This is a genomic window from Dietzia sp. E1 (assembly GCF_014145015.1).
GTDB classification, from domain to species: Bacteria; Actinomycetota; Actinomycetes; order Mycobacteriales; family Mycobacteriaceae; genus Dietzia; species Dietzia cinnamea_A.
In genome coordinates this window covers 1-16,620 of record NZ_JAALDU010000220.1, presented here as the reverse complement: position 1 = coordinate 16,620, position 16,620 = coordinate 1, and the positions used below count along the sequence as shown (strand labels likewise).

Sequence of the window (16,620 nt, the reverse complement as noted above, 5' to 3'; positions counted from 1 at the left end):
GTGGTCCTGCGCGGGCAGCAACGGAACGACCGTCTCCCCGTCGACGAGGCAGAACAGCGAGACCTCGGGCCCGTCGAGGAAGGACTCCAGCAGGACGGGGTGGCCGTCGTCGAGGCAGGCCAGCGCATGGGCGTGGGCGGCCGCGCGATCGGGGGTCACCACGACCCCCTTGCCGGCGGCCAGTCCGTCGTCCTTGACGACCCATGTCGGGCCGAACCGGTCGAGCGCCTCGTCGAGGTCGGCGGGCGAGTCCACGATCTCGGCCCGCGCCGTCCGTACACCCGCGGCCGCCATCACGTCCTTCGCGAACGCCTTGGAGCCCTCGATGCGAGCGGCCTCCGCCGACGGGCCGAAGACCGGGATACCGGCCTCCCGCAGGACGTCGGCGACGCCGGCCACCAACGGCACCTCGGGTCCGATCACGACAAGGTCGGCACCGATCTTCCGGGCCAGGGCGGTCACCGCGACGGGATCGGTCACCGCGACCGCGTGACACGTCGCCTGCACCATCCCCGGGTTCCCGGGCGCGGCGTGCAGCTCGGACACCGCGGGGTCCGCCGCGAGGGCGACGAGGAGGGCGTGCTCACGGGCACCGGAACCGATCACGAGAATGCGCACAGCGCCTACAGTAGCGTCGCGCCCGCGCCGCCTCGATCGGGCCCGGATCGAACGGTCTCTAGCCCTCCGCGTCGGCGGCGATATCGCCGGGTTCCGACACCTCGTCGCGGACCCGCAGCCCCTCCTCGGTGAGGAGATCCGTCAGGCACAGGTCGATCGTGCGCGCCGACGCGCGCGCGGCCGACGGCGTGCTCATGGACCTGATGCCGTACATCGCCTGCGCGCTCAACCCGTCGATCGCGGCCCAGAGCGACAGTTCGTCGTTCACGACGGTGCCGCCCACGAACGTGCCCGCCTCGACACCCCGGTCGATGAGGGACTGCAGGACCGCGTTGATGTCGTCGGCCCGGGCCCGGACGACCTCGGAGATGCCCAGGTTCTCCATCATGGTCCGCGCCCACGCCGGTTCCTCGATCGAGAACTCGACCACCGCGAGCGCGGCGCAGCGCAGCTGGAGATACGACGCGAGGACGGTCCCGGGCTCGTCACCCGCTCCCGCGGCGGCGGCCGCGGCCTCGACGCGCTCGATCATCTCGACGAACCCGCGGGAGGCGACCTCCTCGACGAGCTGCTGCCGGTTGGCGAAGTGCCGGTACGCGGCGGTCGCGGACACGCCGATGTGCGGCGCGATCTCGCGGAGGACGATCGCCTTCTCTCCGGAGACCCGGGCCCGCGCGATGGCCTCCTGGATGATGGCGTTGCGGAGGTCGCCGTGGTGATAGGCCTTCTTCTTCACCGCGCCCTCTGCTGGCGCAACACTTGCCTCGACCATGTCGATGCTCCTTCGCGTGAGTAGAGGGCCCGATGCCGTCCGACGAACGGCGGACACTCTATTAGATCACTTGTTACCACTCATCCACCGGAAAGCGCCGAGACGAATCCGTAGTCTGGTGACATGTCGACGGTTTTCAGCAAGATCATCGCCGGTGAACTACCGGGTCGTTTCGTGTGGCAGGACCCCGATGTGGTGGCGTTCCTCACCATCGCGCCGGTCGCACCGGGCCACACCCTCGTCGTCCCGCGGGCGGAGGTCGATCGGTGGACGGATCTCGAGCCCGCACTCCTCACGCGCCTCAACGAGGTCGCGCAGGCCGTCGGCAAGGCGGTCCTCTCCGGCTTCGGGGCGAAGCGGGCCGGCTACCTCATCGCCGGCTTCGAGGTACCCCACACCCACATCCACGTTTTCCCCGCCAACGACATGTCGGGTTTCGACCTGTCACTGGCGAACCCCGACGCCCCGGCGGAGGAATCCGACGCCGCCGCAGAGACGCTGCGCCGCGAGCTGCGCGAACTCGGATACGGGGAGTTCGTCCCCGAGGCGTGACGCGACCGGTGCGCTGCTCCGGCCGATCAGTGCCCCGTCATCAGTGGCCCAACGCCCGGAGCAGCGCCTGCGCGTCCTGATAGTCCGTCCATTCGCAGACGAGCCCGTCTCGCACCGTGAAGAACGCGCCGACCTCCACCGTGAGCCGCTTCCCGTTGACCGTCACGCGGGTAGTCCGGTTGATGGCCGCCGTCTCACCGGCGGCCAGGACGTGATGGATCCGCATGTCCATATCGCTACACACCTCGGCGGACAGGTCCATGATCTCGCGCAGCCCCGCATGTCCCTCGACGGTGCCCTGCCCCTCGATGCGGAGGGTGAGACCGGGGCTGCTGTACGCGCACGCCGTCTCGGGATCCCCTGCGAAGACGGCCTCGAGGAACGCCCTGGCCACCCGACCGGCGTCGACTTCCGTCGCCTGTTCGTCGCTCATGCCTCTCCTCCCCGGCCGTCCGTCGGGTCCCCGTCACCCGATGACGTCGTCGATCGACTCCATGCTCTTGTAATCCGCCCACCGGGTGACGAGCCCGTCCTCGACCTCGACGAACGAGCAACCCCGGATCTCTATCCCCCCGCTGGGCACCGTGTACCGCTCGATCCGGCGTAGCGCGACGACTCCCCCGTCCTCGAGGATCTCCCCCTCGACGGAGACGGTGAGGAAACCCGCGAGCCGGTTGAAGTCCGACGCGATGTCGCGGATCCCCTCGTGGCCCTCGTACCGCCGTACCTGGCCCGTGGTGTAGACGATCGACGGCGCCGAGAGCGCGATCGCGGTCTCGACATCACCTTCGACGACGGCCGACATCCACGTGGTGGCGACGCGGCGGGGGCTCTGGTCGGTCACAGCGGATGCCTCCTGATGGGGAGGGAAGGAAGGTGGGGGCATCCTACAGGGGCGATACGACACAGAGCTGGAGACGAGACTTGAACTCGCAACCGCCCGATTACAAGTCGGGTGCGCTACCAATTGCGCCACTCCAGCACGGGCCCGGAAGTGACGACGGACCCGGGGGCCATCCTAACCCGCCCGCCCCGCGAGCCCTTGACTACGGTGTGCATCGTGGAGACCCGCGACGCACCCGCACCGTTCACCCGCCCGCTGGCGTGGCTGAATCTGCGCAAATCCACCATGGATCTGGCGGTCGAGCCGCCCCTGTCCCCCATGGCGCCGGTCGACCTCGACGACGACGGCGCGGTCACCGACGTGCTCAACCTCGCGCTCGAGATCGGCGGGATCCTGCTCTCGTCCGGCGAGGGCGCCGCGGACACCGTCGCCCAGGCGGAATCGGTGGCGGCCGCATTCGGTCTGCCGGGTGCCACCGTCGAGGTCACCTTCACCTCGCTGACCATCGGCGTCAACCGTCGCCGCGGTAGACCACCGATCTCCGTGATCCGTGTGGTCAACTACCGGACCGTCGACATGACGCGGGTGACCCGCGTGTCGCGGCTGATCGACCTCATCGTGCGACGCCAACTCACCGTCGACCAGGCCACGGCGGAGGTCGACAAGATCGTCACCTCGCCGCACCCGCACTCGTTCCGTGTCGCCGTGCTGGGGTGGGCGATGCTCGGCTGCGCGGTCGTCATCCAACTCGGGGGCAGCCCACTGGCGGGGCTCATCTCGATGGTCTCGACGTTCGCCCTCATGTACGCCAACCGGTTCCTGGACGGCCACCGGCTCCCGTCCTTCTTCCAACAGGTCGTGGGCGGGTTCATCGCCGCGGGGTGGGCGTTGGCCGGGTACGCGGCCCTGAGCGACAACTTCATCGAGATCCAGCCGTCACAGCTCGTGGCGGCGGGGATCATCGTGCTCCTCGCCGGGCTCACCCTCGTCGGTGCGATCGAGGACGCCATCACCGGCTTCCCCGTGACCTCCGCCGGCCGTGGGGTTGAGACGCTGATCATGACCGGTGGCGTCATGGGCGGCATCACCATCGCCCTGGCGGCCTTCGCCCGCCTCGGGTTCGTCCCTCCCCCGATCGACCCGTCGATCGCCGGGAACGCCGCGGTCCACGTGGCCGTGCTCGCGGCCGGGGTCGGCGCGGCCGGGTTCGCGGTGGCCAGCTACGCGACCGTCCGGGCCACATGGCTCGCGGCGGGGGTCGGATCGATGGGCATGCTCATCTACCAGGGCGTCATCGCCACCGGCCTGGGTGTGGTCGTGGGGTCGGCACTCGCCGCCTGCTTCATGGGCCTGTTCGGCGGAATCCTCGCCCGTATCGCGACCGTCCCGCCGCTGGTCGTCACCATCGCCGGCATCACCCCGTTCCTGCCGGGCCTGTCGGTGTACCGCGGCCTGTCCGCGCTGACGAGCGATCAGACGGGTATCGGCCTGGGGCTGATGTTCCAGGCGTTGGCGATCGCGGTGGCGCTGGCCGCCGGGATCGTGTTCGGTGAGTGGGTCACCCGCAATCTGCGTCGGTCGGCCGCCGCCGACCAGTGACGTAGAATCGGCCGCGGACGACGCCGCCACCCGGCGCCCTCGTCCCCCACCGACCCCAGGAGGACATCGATGGCATCCGCCGCCGCCAGCAAGGAACCCGAACTCGACGATCTGGAGCCGGTCGCCGACGAGACGGCCGATCAGGCCCGCCGGGTCGTGGCCTCGTACTCGGCCGACGCGGACGAGTGCCGGATGCTCCTCGACATGCTGGGGATCGGTCCGGAACCGCAGGTGACGGCGGACGCGGAGTAGGCAGAGCACGACGACTCGAGATGAGGGCACGCGGATGACGAGCGGTACCGGGCAGACGTCGACCGGAGCGGGAGCCGACTTCGTCGTCGTCGCCAACCGCCTCCCCGTGGACCTCGTCATCGACCGCGACGGCACCGAGCACTGGAAGGCCAGCCCCGGTGGCCTCGTCACGGCGCTCGAGTCGATCCTCAAGGCCAACGACGGCGCCTGGGTCGGGTGGCCCGGCGTCCCGGACGCCTCCCCCGAGCCGTTCGACGCGGACGGTATCCGTCTCCACTCGGTCACGCTGTCCGCGCGCGACGTCGAGCTCTACTACGAGGGCTTCTCCAACGCCACGCTGTGGCCGCTGTTCCACGACGTCGTGGTACCGCCCGAGTACCACCGCGAGTGGTGGAACGCCTACCGCGAGGTCAACACGCGGTTCGCCGAGGCCACGGCCGAGGCCGCCGCCGAGGGCGCCACGGTGTGGGTGCAGGACTACCAGCTGCTGCTGGTGCCCGCGCTGTTGCGCGAGCTGCGTCCCGACCTGACCATCGGGTTCTTCCTCCACATCCCTTTCCCGCCCGTCGAGCTGTTCATGCAGCTGCCGTGGCGGACCGAGCTCGTCGAGGGCATGCTCGGCGCCGACCTGGTCGGTTTCCACCTGTCCGGCGGGGCGGACAACTTCCGGATCCTCGCCAGCCGACTGCGCGGCCACCCGTCCGTGCGGCTGCGCTCCGCGCGGGGCCGCGCCTCCGAGATCCGCGTCGGCGACCGCATGGTGCGGGTCGGCGCCTTCCCGATCTCCATCGACTCCGCGTCCGTCGACGCCACCGCCCGCAGCCGCGAGACCCGCGCCCGTGCCTCCCGCCTGCGCGAGGAGCTGGGGTCGCCGCGGGTACTGATGCTGGGCGTCGACCGGCTGGACTACACCAAGGGCATCGACGTCCGCCTGCGTGCGCTGGAGGAGCTGTTCGAGGAGGGCCGTCTGGAGCCCTCGGACGTCACCCTGCTGCAGCTGGCCACGCCGAGCCGCGAGCGCGTCGAGCAGTATCAGATCATGCGGTCACGGATCGAGGAGTCGGTCGGCCGCATCAACGGGTCGTTCGGCGAGATCGGGCACCCGGTGGTGACGTACATCCACCGGCCGGTGCCGAAGTCGGAGCTGACGGCGTTCTACGCGGCCGCCGACGTCATGTTGGTGACGCCGGTGCGCGACGGCATGAACCTGGTGGCCAAGGAGTACGTGGCCTCGTGCACGGACGGCGACGGTGCGCTGGTGCTGAGCGAGTTCGCCGGGGCGGCCGCGGAGCTACGCCAGGCGTACCTGTGCAATCCGCACGACCTCGACGGCGTCAAGGACACCATCATGGCCGCGGTGAACGACTCCGCCGAGGAGCGTCGCCGTCGCATGCGCACCCTGCGTCGCCAGGTGCTGGGTAACGACGTCCACGCGTGGGCCCGCCGCTTCTTCCAGACGCTCGACGCGACGTCCGGCGACTAGCCTCCCGCGAGGCTCCTACAGCGCCTCCAGTTCGGCGAGCTTCCACGTCCCGTCCCGGCGCTCCATGGCCACGCTCAGCCGCGACGCCGAGCTCGCGGCCTCGGGGTTCTCCTTGGTGGAGACCATGCGGTTGAGCATGACCAGCACGGTGACGTGATCGGCGTCCACGACCTCCTGCGGGGCCGCGGCGGCGACGGTCGCGTAGACGGTGGCCTCCTGCTGCTTGGCGGCAGAGGCCACGGTCGGCATGGACTGCTCGACGAATTCCGTCAGGGCCGGGTCCGCGAGCCGGTCGCGCACGGCGGCGAGGTCGGCGTCGACCGTCCGGTGGTCGTAAGTGAACATCTGGGTCGTGATCTCGCGCGCCGCGTCGGTCGCCTCGCGTGGCGCGTCGGCGATCGTCTCCTCAGCGGACGTCGCCTGGCGGGCCTCGACGTACTGCCAGGTGGCCAACCCGGTGACGACGACGAGGAACGCAGACGCGACAGCAAGGGCCGTGATGACCGCGCGCCGACGAGCAGGGTCGAGCGGTTCGCGGCGGGGCTGCCCCACGCTCGTCGGCTCCGCACCCGTGTGCGCAAACTCGTCGGTACGCGCAGTATCGCCCGCACCGGGCGCCGCGGCGGCAGGTTCGGCCGCGGTCTGTGGCCTCGCCTCCATCCCCTCGAACAGTCCGCCGGCACGGGCCGCCTCCAGGGCGCGCTCTCGGGCGGCGTCGGCCTTGCGCTGGGCGCGGGCGGCCCGCTCGGCCTCCCGCTGGGCTCGGCGGGTGGCCCGGATGTCGGATTCGGAGCTGCTCATGGAATGAAGTTCACCCCCGTGACCTTCATCTCGCCGTCGTCGTGCCTGTCCACGGTCACCCGCACCCGGTACTGGCGGTCCTGCTCGTCGGAAGCCCTGGGGTTTCCGATGGTCTGGTCGATCGCCATGATCACCTCGGCTCGATCCGGGTAGGAGTGCTCGACAGCGGCAGCGCTGACCACCCCGTCCGCCACGACGTTGGTGGTGGTGACCACGTCCTCGTAGGAGTCGCGACGGGGCGCGAACTGCTCCGAGAAGTCCCCGTCGATCAGCTCGATGATCTCGTCCACGTCCTCGGTCAGCGTCTCTTGGCGGATGGTCATCAGCTTGGTCATCACAGTGGTCGCGAAATCACGGTAGGACGCGTCGAGCTCTGTGGCGGAGGCGCGGTCGGCACGGATGGAGGCTGCGGAGTTCCTCTCGCTGAGCCACAGGCCCGTGGAGACGATCGCCGCCACGAGACACAGTGCCGTGATCACCGCCGCCACTATCAGTCCGGTCCGCCCACCCTCGGTGGGGGTCTGGTCCGGCTGCGGCACTAGGTAACTCCGTTCGTCAGGATGTCGGCCAGGTCGGCATCAGCGGCTAGTCGGTTGGCTGTGCCCAGGTTCAGCTGACGATACGTCTTCCCGTCCGCGCCCTGATACTCGCCCGTCGAGGGGTGGTACATCGCAGCTGAGGTACGGACCTCGGGCTCGCCGTCGGTCGAGGACGGCACCACATCATAAGCGTTGGGGTTGTTGCCGGGAGGGCCCACCTCGCTGGTGTCCGGGGGGTTGATCCCCTCGGGCACGTAGTTGTTGGCGGCACAGTCGGCCGGGGACGCCCCGCGGCGGCCCGGGTATTCCATGCAGGGCAGGTTGCGGGCACCCCGGACCGCGGTCTGCGAATCCATGGGCACCTTGCAGTAGATGTCGTTGAGCAGCGGAGGAACCGAGAGGTCGGCCGGGGACCGGCGCTGATCGGCGGGCAGGAAGCCCGTGGTGCAGGGTGGGGTCTCGTTGATCTGCAGGTTGAAGTCCACCTTGATCTCCCCGGTCTCCCGGGCCCCTTCGATCGCGGTGATCAGAGACGACACGAGCGCCGGGTAGATCACCAGCAGCTGCTCGATCGAACGGTTGTAGACCACGCCCACTTCACCCACGCTCACGAGGTTGGCCACCAGCACCGGCATGGTCGGCTGCAATTCGTTGAGCGCCTTGGTGGCTCGTGCCAACGCGTCGGGACCGCGTTCCATCAGTGAGGTCAGCTCCGGTTCGTTGACGCGTAGCTGGTCGGTGATGTCCGCGAGGTTACGAGTCCACGCCCGGATCGAGTCGGACGAGCGCAACTGCGAGTCCAGCACGGGCTCAGCGTCAGCGATGAGGGCGCGGGTGACGTCGGTGTTGTTGGTCGCTTCTTCGAGCAGCAACTGCGCCGAGTCGAGGAAACGCTGCAGGTCCCGGTCGGAGCCGTTGAACGCGTCAAAGGACTCGGAGATCACTCGCCGCATCTTGGCGTCGTCGATCGAGGCCATCAGCACGGTGGCCTGGTCGAGCACCGGGCCGATGCCCTGCGGCATGTCCACACGGTCCTGCTCGAACACAGTGTTGTCGGCCATCCGGCCCGTCGGCGACCCCTCGGGGATAAAATCGACAAACTGCTCGCCGACCGCCGAGACGCTGCGAATGTGCGCGCGCACGTTCTCCGGTACGTCGGCTCGCGAGTCGAAGTGCAGCGCGGCCTCCACGTATCCGGGTTTGAGCGTGACGGAGTCGACGCGCCCGATGGTGTTGCCCAGGTAGGAGACGTTGGCGTTCTTGTACAGTCCGCCCGTGTCCGGCATCTGCAGCGTCACGTCGGTGCGCTGCCATCCCATGGCCCGGGGCAGCTGAAGATACACCACCGACATGATGGTCAGGGCGAGCACCGTGACCACGGAGAAGATCACCAGCTGGATCTTGACGAGCCGGGTCATCGGGGGCCCTCCTCTGTTGATTCGCCGTCTTCTGGCCCGTCGGGCTCAAGGTCGGCGAGCGGGTTCTCCGCCTCCGGGTCGGGCCGTGGCACGTCCAGGGAGAACGGATCCGGGCTGACAACCGAGCCGGGCGCCAGGCCAACGTAGCCCTCGAGCCCGGCCATGCGGTCGCCGAACTCGGTACCCAGCAGCAGGGTCTCCGCGAGGCGGGGCATGGTGAAGTCTGCGTGGATATACAGGTTGGCGTAGTCGCCGCGCAAGAAGTTGTCGATGCCCGCCTGCGGGAACGGGAACGTGATCAGCGCGCTGAGCACCCGGGTCAGATTGCGGCCGGAGTCGGCCAGGCCCTCGAGCACCGGGGTGATGTCGCTGAGATTATCCACCAGGTTCTGTCCGCCGCCGGCGTCGATGATCTGGTTGGCCTTGTTGCCGAAGTCCCCCAGCGACACCAGCGCGGTGGTGAGCTCCTGTTTCTGGTCGTTGATCAGCTCCACCGCCTCCGGCATCTGTCCGAGAGCTCGCGCGAGAGTGTCGTTCTGCTCATCGACCTGCCGGGCCAGGCGGTCGAGCCCCTCCATCGCGGCGACGATATCGGCCCGCTGCTCGTCCAGTCCGCTGACGGTGGTCTCGAGTTGGTTGATGACCTCCTTGGTGTCCAACTGACGCCCGTCCAGGGCGGTGTTAAACTCCTGCGCGATGGTCTCGAACTGGGCCAGCCCGCCGTCAGTGAGCACGACGGACAGCGCCGAGAGCGTCTGCTCGGTGGTCGGGTAGACACCGGCCCGCTCGATCGGGATCAGATCCCCGGCGGCCAGGGTCCCCTCGGAGTCGCCGTCCGGCGGTGGGAACAGCTCCAGGTGCTGGGATCCCAGGAGGCTGGTCTGACCCAGTTTGGCGTGGGCGTTGGCCGGTAGCCGGACCTCCTCGTTGAGCGTGACGGTCACGATGGCGGTGTAGTCCTCGACTCGCATGTCACTGATTGACCCGACGTTGACGTCGTTGACCCGCACCGGTGAGTTTCGGGTGATCGTGGTGACGTTGGGCATCTCGATGGTGACTTCGTAGGCGCCGTCACCGGTGCCCTGCGCCCCGGGCAGCGGGAGGGAGTTGAGCCCGTCCCACCCGCAGCCCGCCCCTGCGAGCAACACCGCGCACCCCAGCGCGCCAACAGCCGCAATCCTGGATCGCCCTGTCGTGTGGCTCATCACGCACCCCCCGTCACGAGGAGGGTGTCAGTGAGGTTGTCACCGCGGTTGACCACGTTGACCAGTGGGTCCGGCCGGTCCGAGGGCGGCTGCACGCCCGGCGGCGTCTGGGTGCCCGGTTTCTGGTCGTACCAGATCTGGTCCGGCTCGGCGGTCGGCGTGATGGGCGGGGTGACGGCACCGTACGGGTAGTTGGAGGTCAGCGAGTTGAACAATGGTCCCATGTACTCCGCACAGAGCTGGGCATCAGACTCGGAGGTGTTGTTGGCCAGGCCTGCGATCGCGCCGCAGAGGAAGTTGGTGGGGTTGGCCATCTGGTTCAAGGCCAATACGCCGTTGAGCACGCCCTGGTAGGGCCGATAGATGTTGTAGAAGTTGGCCATGGCCGTGGGCCCCACGTGGAGCGCTCCCTCCAGATCCGCCCGTCGATCGCGGACCACCTTCGTGGCCTGACCGAGCTTGTCGACTGCGGTGGTCACCCGGTCCCCGTGATTGGCGAGGAACCGGTTGATATCCATGACCGCCAGGTCGAGATCTCGCAGCGCGGTGTCGATGTCGTCGGTCTGGTCGCCGAGGACCTGTGAGACGCTCGCGAGTCTCCCCCCGAAGGACACGATCTGCTCTTCACTCTGCGACAGCGCCGTGACGAAGAGCTGGAGGTTCTTGAGCGTGGTGAAGAGGTTCTCCCGGCCGTCAGAGAGCGTCGACATGGTGTGCGAGACCTCGTGGAGTGCGTCCCGGATCTCAGCGCCGTTGCCTTCGAACATCGCATCCGCTGAGTCGACGAACTCGCCGAGGGGGCCGGTCTCCTCGTCCCCGGCCGGGCTCAGGGCGGTGGAGAGCTTCATGAGCTGTTCCTTGACCCCGTCCCACTCGACCGGGACGGCGGTCTGCTCGACCGGGATCGCTGCACCGTCCTCCAGTTCCTCGCCACCGGTGTAAGCGGGGGTGAGCTGAATGAATCGCTCCGCGACCAGGGACTGTGCCACCAACAAGGCGTTGGCGTCGGCCGGGATCGGGACGTCGTGGTCGACGGCCATGGTGACCCTGGACAGTCCGCCCTCGGCAGAGATCTCGGTGATCCGGCCGACCCGGACACCGAGCACGCGGACCGTGTCGTCCTCGTACACCCCGCGGGTGGATTCGAAGAAGGCGACGATCGTCTTGGTGCGGCCGGTGAAGAACCACACCGCGCCGATCACGATGACGACGACGGCGAGCAGGGCTACGACTCTGGCCGCTGTGGTGGAGAGGAATCGACTCATCGCGGCAACCTCTTCTCGCCCCATCCGGGGAATTCATCCATGAACGTCAGCTCCGGGGTCCCCGGGAGCGTCGGTTCAGTAACGAGCCCGGGTTCAGGCTGAACGCGGTCGTCTATGAGTGGCATGAGGTCACGCAGAATGGTCTGTTGGTAGTGCCCCTGCGAGAGGTTGGAGACGTAGGCGTTGAACCACGGCCCGGAGGCGACGGCCTCACTCAGGGCGGTGGAGAACGGGACGATCCTGCGCAGTCCCAGGTCGATGTCGTCTATGTTGCGGATCAGCAGATCCGAGACCCCTTCCAGCTTGTCGAGGGCCGGCCCGAGCTGGGCCTCGTTGTCCTGTACCAGTCCGGAGAGCTGGCGGGCGAGCTCGTCGATGTTGACGACCAGCTCGCTGAGCGCACGACGCCGCAGATCGAGCTCGGTGAACAGGATGTTGCCGTCCACCATCAGCTGATTGATCTGATCACTGCGCTGACCGAGAACGTCGGTGGTCCCGGCGGCCTTCTCCAGCAGTTCGCTCACGGCCTGGTCGCGCTCGTTGAGGGTTCGGGACAACCTCGTAATGCCGTCGATGGCACCCCGCACTTCGGGGGACGAACCCTCCATCGTCTCGGCCAGGACGGTCAGCGCCTCGTCCACCCTGTCGGTGTCCATGGCCTCGACCGTGTCGCTGAGGTCTTCGAGCGCCGAGGTCAGTGAGTACGGGACGGAGGACCGGTCGAGGGGCACGGTGCGATCCTCCAGTTCGCCGCGCCCGTCGGAGAACACTCCGAGGGCGCGTCGGCCCAGAATCGAGTCGGTCTTGATCTGGACCGAGGTGTCCGCGCCGAGCTCAACGTCCGTGTCGATGTCGAACCGGACCCTGACGCGGTCGCCGTCGAGCTCGAGCGCGCGGACCGTTCCCACCTCCATGCCGGCGACCTGCACCTCGTCTCCGGTGTTGAGCCCGGCGGCATCCGAAACGTATGCCGTGGCGCCGTGCATACCGTTGATATACGGAATCCGGTCGTAATTGAGGGCGATTCCCATCACCACCACCACGGCGGCTGTGCTCCACACACCGATGCGCTTGGGGTCACGGTCACGAAACCGGAGTTGCCCTCGCGGCGCCTTGAGCGGCCCGCCCTTGCTGAGATCACTCATCGGGGAACGCACACCGTCCCGTCGTCTGTTCGTACTGCGGCATGTAGAGGCTCTGCCCGGTGGCCGGGTTGGTGATCTCGACGATCACGCCGCAGAGATAGAACTGGAAGAAGCTGCCGTAGATGCCTAGCCGCCCCATCTTCTCGAAGTCGCTGGGAAGTCGGTTGATCACGTTCTCCACGAACGGCTCGTCCTCGTTGATCAACTGCGCGACGCGGTCGATCTGGGCGACGTCCTCCCGCAGGGCCGGCCTCACGTCTGCCAGCAGGGTGGTCATGTTGGCGCTCGCGTCGTTCAGGCGGGTGACCGACTGTCCGATCTGGTCCGAGTTGGCGGACAGGCCGGAAACCAACTGCTGCAGATCGTCGACGATCGAGTCCACGTTCTCCTGGTTGTCGGCCACCGTGGTCAGAACCGCGTTGAGGTTGGTGATGACGTCGCCGATGAGCTGATCGCGATCCGCCAGCGTCCGGGTGAGCGACGATGTGGAAGCCAGCAGGTCCTGGACGGTGCCGGCCTCCCCCTGGAACACCATGACGATGGATTCGGACAAGTCATTGACCTGCCCCGGGTCGAGCGCCCTGAACAACGGGCGGAACCCACCGAGCAGCGCATCGAGGTCGAGCGCCGGGGAGGTCTGGGTGATGGGCAGAACTCCACCCGGTTCAAGAGGCGACTGGTCCCCCTCGCCTCGCTTCAGTTCGAGGTAGCGGTCACCGGTGAGGTTCTCGTAGCGGACGACTGCCTCGGTGCTCTGGTGAACGATCTGGTTACCGGCGACCGTGAACCGCACGTCGGCGGTGTTGCCCTCGGCGAGGCCGATCCGGTTGACCTTGCCCACCTCGACTCCGGCTATGCGCACCTTGTCACCGGACTCCAGTCCTGACACATCGGTGAACACGGCCTCGTAACGCTCGTAGTCGCCGCTGCGGTACTCACTGAACACCAGCACGAGCCCCACCAGGACCAGGACCATCACGGTCGTGAAGACTCCCAGCTTGACGAGGGTCGCCCGGAGCTCGCGTGCCGAGCTGCGTCCCGCGCTCACTGGTCGCCCCCATCCATCCCGAGCATCACCTGGAGCAGGGTCGGCGGCGCCGGCTCGCCCGGCACGGTGGAGCGCAGCGGGCCGAACAGTGGTGCGGGGCGTGAGGTGAACACGTCAGGCATGCCCTCCACGGGATTGGAACCGGTGTCGGTGACGACGAAGGGAGCGTGGACCTCGGGGTCCGGGAACGGCAGCCCGTAACAGTTGGGTCCGGTGCTGGCATTGACCTTGGGCAGGTCCCGCGGGTACTCGTACGCTCTCACCCCCTGCTGGAAGCCGTTTCTGAACACCAAGCCCGGCTGGTCCTTGCCGCCGAACGCGGACGTCGCGCCCTCGACTCCCTGGTTGAGCCCGACGATCAGGCAGGTGAGCATGGGCGAGTACTCGTAGAGCAGACTCGTCGACGCGCGGAGATCGGACAGCGTCTTGACGAGTTCGTCGCCGTTCTCCGCCAACAGCCGCTTCCCGGTCTCCCCCGTCCCGATGGACGCGGCGAGGAGCTGCTCGAACCGGGCATGGTTGTTGACCACGTTGGCGCCGACGTCCGTACCCGAGTCGAGCAGCCGCATGATGTCCGGCGTGACGTCGGCGTAGAGGTTGGCCACGCGCGACCCCTTGGCCAGATCCCGGTGGAGCGTCTCGATCTGCGGGTTGATCTCATCCAGGTATGCGCGCAGGTCGGTGATCGTCCGGCCGACCTGCTCGCCGCGTCCGTCCACCGCCCCGGAGACCGCGCCGAGCGTGGCGTTGAGCTTCTCGGGCTCGATCGCCACGAGCAGGTCGGACAGGTCCTCGAACAGGGTGTTGACCTCAGTGGTGACCCGCGAGGTCTCCACGACCGCGCCCGCTGCCAGCGGCGTCGGGGCCGGGACGGCCGGCGGTTCGAAGTCCACGGACTTGGCGCCGAAGACGGTGTTGGAGCCGATGGACACCACCGCGTTGGACGGGACGGCCTCGAGCGCGGCCGGGTCGACCTCGATCTCTATCGTCGCGCCGTCGAACTCCTGCCTGATGTCGGTGACGTTGCCGATCTCCACACCGCGGGACCGGACCTTCGCGTCCGCCTCCATGACCAGCCCCGCGCGGTCGCTGCGCACCGTCAACGGCACGCGGTCGTCGAACGCCCGGCCGAACAGCAGGAGGGACAGCGCGATCACCGCGACCAGGAACACCGCGAGGCACGCGCCCGCGATGCGCCTGGGCCCGGTGTCGCTCTGACTCACCGTCCTCGCCATGTTCGTCTCCTATCCCGAGAGGTTGAAGTTGCCGTCTCCGCCGTAGATCGCGAGCGAGACGAGAAGGGTCACGGTCACCACGGCGATGAGCGAGGTGCGCACCGCGTTGCCGACGGCCGAGCCGACACCGGCGGGGCCACCGGCCGCGTTATAGCCGTAGTAGGTGTGGATGAGCATGATCGTGATGGCCATGGCGATGGCCTGGACGAAGGACCACAGGATGTCCGTCGGGATGAGGAACGTCGAGAAGTAGTGGTCGTAGACGCCGCCGGACTGGCCGTAGATCTCCACCGTCGCGAACCGGCTGGCGAGGAACGACGCGATCACGGCCAGCGAGTACAGCGGCACCACCGCGATCATCCCCGCGACGATGCGGGTGGAGACCAGGTAGGTGATCGAGTCGATCGCCATGACCTCGAGGGCGTCGATCTCCTCGGAGACCCGCATCGCGCCCAGTTGTGCCGTCGCGCCGGCCCCGATCGTCGCCGCGAGTCCGATGCCCGCGATCACGGGCGCCGCGATCCGGACGTTGATGAAGGCGGCGAAGAACCCGGTGAGCGCCTCCACGCCCACGTCCGTGAGCGACGAGAAGCCCTGGACGGCGATCACGCCGCCGGTGGCGAGGGTGAGGAAGGCGACGATCACGACGGTGCCGCCGATCATCGCCAGCGCGCCCGTCCCCATCGCGATCTCGGCGATCAGCCGGAGGGTCTCCTTGGGGTACTGGGTCAGCGCGCGCGGCGTCGCCACCAGCGCGCGCCAGAAGAACAGCGCGTGGTCGCCGAAGTCGTCGAAGCTCTTGACCGCGGAGTTCCGGGCCCGTGACAGTCGCGGGAACCGGGCGGTCTCGATCACCGCCATGTCACGCCCCCAGGACCTTGACGCCGACGGCGGTGATGACGGTGTTGACCACGAACAGGCACATGAAGGCGAAGACGACGGTCTCGTTGACCGCGCTGCCGACCTCCTTCGGCCCGCCGCGGACGTAGAGCCCCTTGTAGCAGGCGACGAGCCCCGCCAGCATCCCGAACACACCGGCCTTGATCTGCGCGAGGATCAGCTCGCCGAGCCCGGTCAGCAGGGTGATGCCGTTGACGAAGGCGCCCGGGTTGACGCCCTGCAGCAGCACGGAGAACAGGAATCCGCCGAGGATGCCGATCGTGCACACCAGCCCGTTGAGCAACAGCGCGACGAACGTCGAGGCCGCCACGCGCGGCACGACGAGCCGCTTGACCGGGTCGATCCCCAGCACCTCCATCGCGTCGATCTCCTCGCGGATGGTGCGCGCACCGAGGTCGGCACAGATGGCGGTCGCGCCCGCGCCCGCGACGATGAGGACGGTGACCATCGGCCCGACCTGGGTGACGGCACCCAGCGCGGCGCCGGCTCCCGACAGGTCGGCCGCGCCGATCTCACGCAGCAGGATGTTGAGGGTGAAGCTCACCAGGACCGTGAACGGGATGGCCACGAGCACGGTGGCCATGGTCGACACCCGGGCGATGAACCAGGACTGCTCGATGAACTCGCGACCCTGACGGACGATCGTGGGGAAGGAGACGAACGTGTCGAGGGTCATGGCGAAGAACTCGCCGATGCCCTTGAGCGGTGCATCGAGGACTCTCGCCATTGGTGCCCCCTCCTGTCTGACATCCCCCCGGACCACGCGACACCGGGCCACGCGAACCGGACCGCTGAACAAGTGACCATTTCGGTGTGATCGCGGTTACACCGTATCTAGAACGCGTTCTATGTGGCAAGGGCTTCCTCTCACCCCCGTCAGGAGGCCCCGCCTGCGGTGTCCGGAATCTAGTGTCGCGTGTCGTTAGTTCTTAAATGCTTGGGTG

17 protein-coding genes, 1 tRNA gene and 1 pseudogene are annotated in these 16,620 nt (G+C 68.1%); 4 read left to right on the top strand and 15 right to left on the bottom strand.

The window, feature by feature from the left end:
* Together G6030_RS08480 and G6030_RS08475 are read right to left on the bottom strand one after the other, a co-directional pair.
* Positions 1 to 618: pseudogene (locus tag G6030_RS08480) on the bottom strand (phosphoribosylamine--glycine ligase); the annotation flags it as partial.
* 58 nt (positions 619 to 676) lie between these two features.
* Complete coding sequence (locus G6030_RS08475) at positions 677 to 1,390, bottom strand: TetR/AcrR family transcriptional regulator (protein WP_043569064.1); 714 nt, start codon at positions 1,388 to 1,390, stop codon at positions 677 to 679.
* Positions 1,391 to 1,513: 123 nt separating this feature from the next.
* On the opposite strand from G6030_RS08475, the gene G6030_RS08470 reads away from it, so the two are divergent.
* Positions 1,514 to 1,942 carry an HIT family protein gene (locus G6030_RS08470; protein WP_182642828.1) on the top strand — a complete coding sequence of 143 codons (429 nt, stop codon included), beginning with the start codon at positions 1,514 to 1,516 and terminating at the stop codon, positions 1,940 to 1,942.
* Positions 1,943 to 1,982: 40 nt separating this feature from the next.
* Here the strand turns inward: G6030_RS08470 and G6030_RS08465 are convergent, their stop codons facing one another.
* From G6030_RS08465 to G6030_RS08455, 3 genes are all read right to left on the bottom strand, one after another.
* Complete coding sequence (locus G6030_RS08465) at positions 1,983 to 2,375, bottom strand: nuclear transport factor 2 family protein (protein ID WP_182642827.1); 393 nt, start codon at positions 2,373 to 2,375, stop codon at positions 1,983 to 1,985.
* Positions 2,376 to 2,408: 33 nt separating this feature from the next.
* Positions 2,409 to 2,786 (bottom strand): nuclear transport factor 2 family protein, encoded by a 378-nt coding sequence (locus G6030_RS08460; protein ID WP_182642826.1) that lies wholly within the window; start codon positions 2,784 to 2,786, stop codon positions 2,409 to 2,411.
* A gap of 65 nt (positions 2,787 to 2,851) precedes the next feature.
* Positions 2,852 to 2,924, bottom strand: a tRNA-Thr gene (locus G6030_RS08455).
* Positions 2,925 to 3,002: 78 nt separating this feature from the next.
* On the opposite strand from G6030_RS08455, the gene G6030_RS08450 reads away from it, so the two are divergent.
* From G6030_RS08450 to G6030_RS08440, 3 genes are all read left to right on the top strand, one after another.
* Entirely contained in the window at positions 3,003 to 4,385 is a 1,383-nt protein-coding gene (locus G6030_RS08450; protein ID WP_347238612.1) for a threonine/serine exporter family protein, read from the top strand.
* 69 nt (positions 4,386 to 4,454) lie between these two features.
* Positions 4,455 to 4,637 (top strand): hypothetical protein, encoded by a 183-nt coding sequence (locus G6030_RS08445; protein ID WP_007633643.1) that lies wholly within the window; start codon positions 4,455 to 4,457, stop codon positions 4,635 to 4,637.
* Between the two features lie 34 nt (positions 4,638 to 4,671).
* A complete protein-coding gene (locus tag G6030_RS08440) occupies positions 4,672 to 6,120 on the top strand; it encodes a trehalose-6-phosphate synthase (RefSeq protein WP_182642825.1) in 1,449 nt (482 codons plus the stop codon).
* A gap of 15 nt (positions 6,121 to 6,135) precedes the next feature.
* On the opposite strand, the gene G6030_RS08435 is transcribed toward G6030_RS08440, so the two are convergent.
* Genes G6030_RS08435 through G6030_RS08390 form a run of 10 tightly spaced genes read right to left on the bottom strand, consistent with a single transcriptional unit; the run spans position 6,136 to position 16,403 of the window.
* Positions 6,136 to 6,921 carry a hypothetical protein gene (locus tag G6030_RS08435; protein WP_182642824.1) on the bottom strand — a complete coding sequence of 262 codons (786 nt, stop codon included), beginning with the start codon at positions 6,919 to 6,921 and terminating at the stop codon, positions 6,136 to 6,138.
* Complete coding sequence (locus G6030_RS08430) at positions 6,918 to 7,460, bottom strand: hypothetical protein (protein ID WP_182642823.1); 543 nt, start codon at positions 7,458 to 7,460, stop codon at positions 6,918 to 6,920. The genes G6030_RS08435 and G6030_RS08430 overlap by 4 nt, the downstream gene beginning before the upstream one ends.
* Positions 7,460 to 8,878 carry an MlaD family protein gene (locus tag G6030_RS08425; RefSeq protein WP_182642822.1) on the bottom strand — a complete coding sequence of 473 codons (1,419 nt, stop codon included), beginning with the start codon at positions 8,876 to 8,878 and terminating at the stop codon, positions 7,460 to 7,462. Before G6030_RS08425 ends, G6030_RS08430 begins: the two co-directional genes overlap by 1 nt.
* On the bottom strand, positions 8,875 to 10,083 hold the full coding sequence (locus G6030_RS08420) for an MCE family protein (protein WP_182642821.1): 1,209 nt from the start codon (positions 10,081 to 10,083) through the stop codon (positions 8,875 to 8,877). The genes G6030_RS08425 and G6030_RS08420 overlap by 4 nt, the downstream gene beginning before the upstream one ends.
* Positions 10,083 to 11,348 carry an MCE family protein gene (locus G6030_RS08415; protein WP_182642820.1) on the bottom strand — a complete coding sequence of 422 codons (1,266 nt, stop codon included), beginning with the start codon at positions 11,346 to 11,348 and terminating at the stop codon, positions 10,083 to 10,085. Before G6030_RS08415 ends, G6030_RS08420 begins: the two co-directional genes overlap by 1 nt.
* Entirely contained in the window at positions 11,345 to 12,493 is a 1,149-nt protein-coding gene (locus tag G6030_RS08410; RefSeq protein ID WP_182642819.1) for an MCE family protein, read from the bottom strand. The genes G6030_RS08415 and G6030_RS08410 overlap by 4 nt, the downstream gene beginning before the upstream one ends.
* Positions 12,486 to 13,541: an MCE family protein gene (locus tag G6030_RS08405; RefSeq protein WP_182642818.1), complete on the bottom strand. Its 1,056-nt coding sequence runs from the start codon at positions 13,539 to 13,541 to the stop codon at positions 12,486 to 12,488. Before G6030_RS08405 ends, G6030_RS08410 begins: the two co-directional genes overlap by 8 nt.
* Positions 13,538 to 14,776 carry an MCE family protein gene (locus tag G6030_RS08400; RefSeq protein ID WP_182642817.1) on the bottom strand — a complete coding sequence of 413 codons (1,239 nt, stop codon included), beginning with the start codon at positions 14,774 to 14,776 and terminating at the stop codon, positions 13,538 to 13,540. The genes G6030_RS08405 and G6030_RS08400 overlap by 4 nt, the downstream gene beginning before the upstream one ends.
* 9 nt (positions 14,777 to 14,785) lie before the next feature.
* On the bottom strand, positions 14,786 to 15,637 hold the full coding sequence (locus tag G6030_RS08395; RefSeq protein WP_063972958.1) for an ABC transporter permease: 852 nt from the start codon (positions 15,635 to 15,637) through the stop codon (positions 14,786 to 14,788).
* A 1-nt stretch (position 15,638) separates the two neighbouring features.
* The gene (locus G6030_RS08390; protein WP_182642816.1) at positions 15,639 to 16,403 is read right to left on the bottom strand and encodes an ABC transporter permease; all 765 of its coding nucleotides are present in this window, start codon (positions 16,401 to 16,403) and stop codon (positions 15,639 to 15,641) included.
* Between the last annotated feature and the right edge of the window lie 217 nt (positions 16,404 to 16,620).

Excerpts from the sequence above, each read along its gene's own strand:
- G6030_RS08475 (WP_043569064.1), bottom strand. The coding sequence starts at position 1,390 with ATGGTCGAGGCAAGTGTTGCGCCAGCAGAGGGCGCGGTGAAGAAGAAG.
- G6030_RS08470 (WP_182642828.1), top strand. The coding sequence starts at position 1,514 with ATGTCGACGGTTTTCAGCAAGATCATCGCCGGTGAACTACCGGGTCGT.
- G6030_RS08465 (WP_182642827.1), bottom strand. The coding sequence starts at position 2,375 with ATGAGCGACGAACAGGCGACGGAAGTCGACGCCGGTCGGGTGGCCAGG.
- G6030_RS08445 (WP_007633643.1), top strand. The coding sequence starts at position 4,455 with ATGGCATCCGCCGCCGCCAGCAAGGAACCCGAACTCGACGATCTGGAG.
- G6030_RS08440 (WP_182642825.1), top strand. The coding sequence starts at position 4,672 with ATGACGAGCGGTACCGGGCAGACGTCGACCGGAGCGGGAGCCGACTTC.
- G6030_RS08435 (WP_182642824.1), bottom strand. The coding sequence starts at position 6,921 with ATGAGCAGCTCCGAATCCGACATCCGGGCCACCCGCCGAGCCCAGCGG.
- G6030_RS08425 (WP_182642822.1), bottom strand. The coding sequence starts at position 8,878 with ATGACCCGGCTCGTCAAGATCCAGCTGGTGATCTTCTCCGTGGTCACG.
- G6030_RS08420 (WP_182642821.1), bottom strand. The coding sequence starts at position 10,083 with ATGAGCCACACGACAGGGCGATCCAGGATTGCGGCTGTTGGCGCGCTG.
- G6030_RS08415 (WP_182642820.1), bottom strand. The coding sequence starts at position 11,348 with ATGAGTCGATTCCTCTCCACCACAGCGGCCAGAGTCGTAGCCCTGCTC.
- G6030_RS08410 (WP_182642819.1), bottom strand. The coding sequence starts at position 12,493 with ATGAGTGATCTCAGCAAGGGCGGGCCGCTCAAGGCGCCGCGAGGGCAA.
- G6030_RS08400 (WP_182642817.1), bottom strand. The coding sequence starts at position 14,776 with ATGGCGAGGACGGTGAGTCAGAGCGACACCGGGCCCAGGCGCATCGCG.
- G6030_RS08395 (WP_063972958.1), bottom strand. The coding sequence starts at position 15,637 with ATGGCGGTGATCGAGACCGCCCGGTTCCCGCGACTGTCACGGGCCCGG.
- G6030_RS08390 (WP_182642816.1), bottom strand. The coding sequence starts at position 16,403 with ATGGCGAGAGTCCTCGATGCACCGCTCAAGGGCATCGGCGAGTTCTTC.